The sequence below is a fragment of the Methylobacterium sp. E-066 genome (assembly GCF_022829635.1).
Taxonomy (GTDB): Bacteria; Pseudomonadota; Alphaproteobacteria; order Rhizobiales; family Beijerinckiaceae; genus Methylobacterium.
Window position 1 is genome coordinate 1 of record NZ_JAKSYO010000202.1, and the last position, 520, is coordinate 520.

Genomic DNA, 520 nt, shown 5'->3' on the forward strand with positions numbered 1-520 from the left:
CACGCCACCGCCAAGCAGGCCTGCGAGGCTCGGGTCGAGGCGTGGAAGATCGAGGTCCGCACCGCCGTGAAGAACGGCGACCCGCCGCCCGCGAAGCCGCCCGACGCGCAGGAGCCGCCCGCGCCGGTTCGGCCGCGGATCCGGGGGGCGGATGCCACGGTCGGGGCGCATGGCCCCTTGCCGGCTGGCGTAGCGCAGGCTGGGCGGGCGGGAGCACGTGGCGGGCGCCGGGCGCGCCGGCCGGCGGCGCGGCGGGGACGACGTGGCGGGGTGCCCCGGCGCAGTCGGGATGGGGGGGGGCGGTGGCGCTGCCCGGGCGTTTCGGGTCGGGGTGGATGGCGGGCGCGCCTGCGTCGTCGCCCGGATGAAGAACCGGGGCCCGTGGCGGCTCCGGGTCCTGCGTCCGGCCGGGGCCGTGGGGGCGCCCGCCATACATCTCGATCGCAAACGCCCGGTCAGAGCCGCCGCCGCCGTACTTATCGAAGGCGCCGAGCCAGCCGGCCAGTTCGTCCCGCACGAG

At 78.7% G+C, this 520-nt stretch carries 1 protein-coding gene; it reads left to right on the top strand.

Features of this window, described 5'->3' with window-relative positions; genetic code table 11:
- Positions 1 to 289: 289 nt before the first annotated feature.
- Positions 290 to 520, top strand: a 231-nt coding sequence (locus MKL20_RS29780; RefSeq protein WP_244039712.1) for a hypothetical protein, incomplete at its 3' end; no start/stop codon positions are given.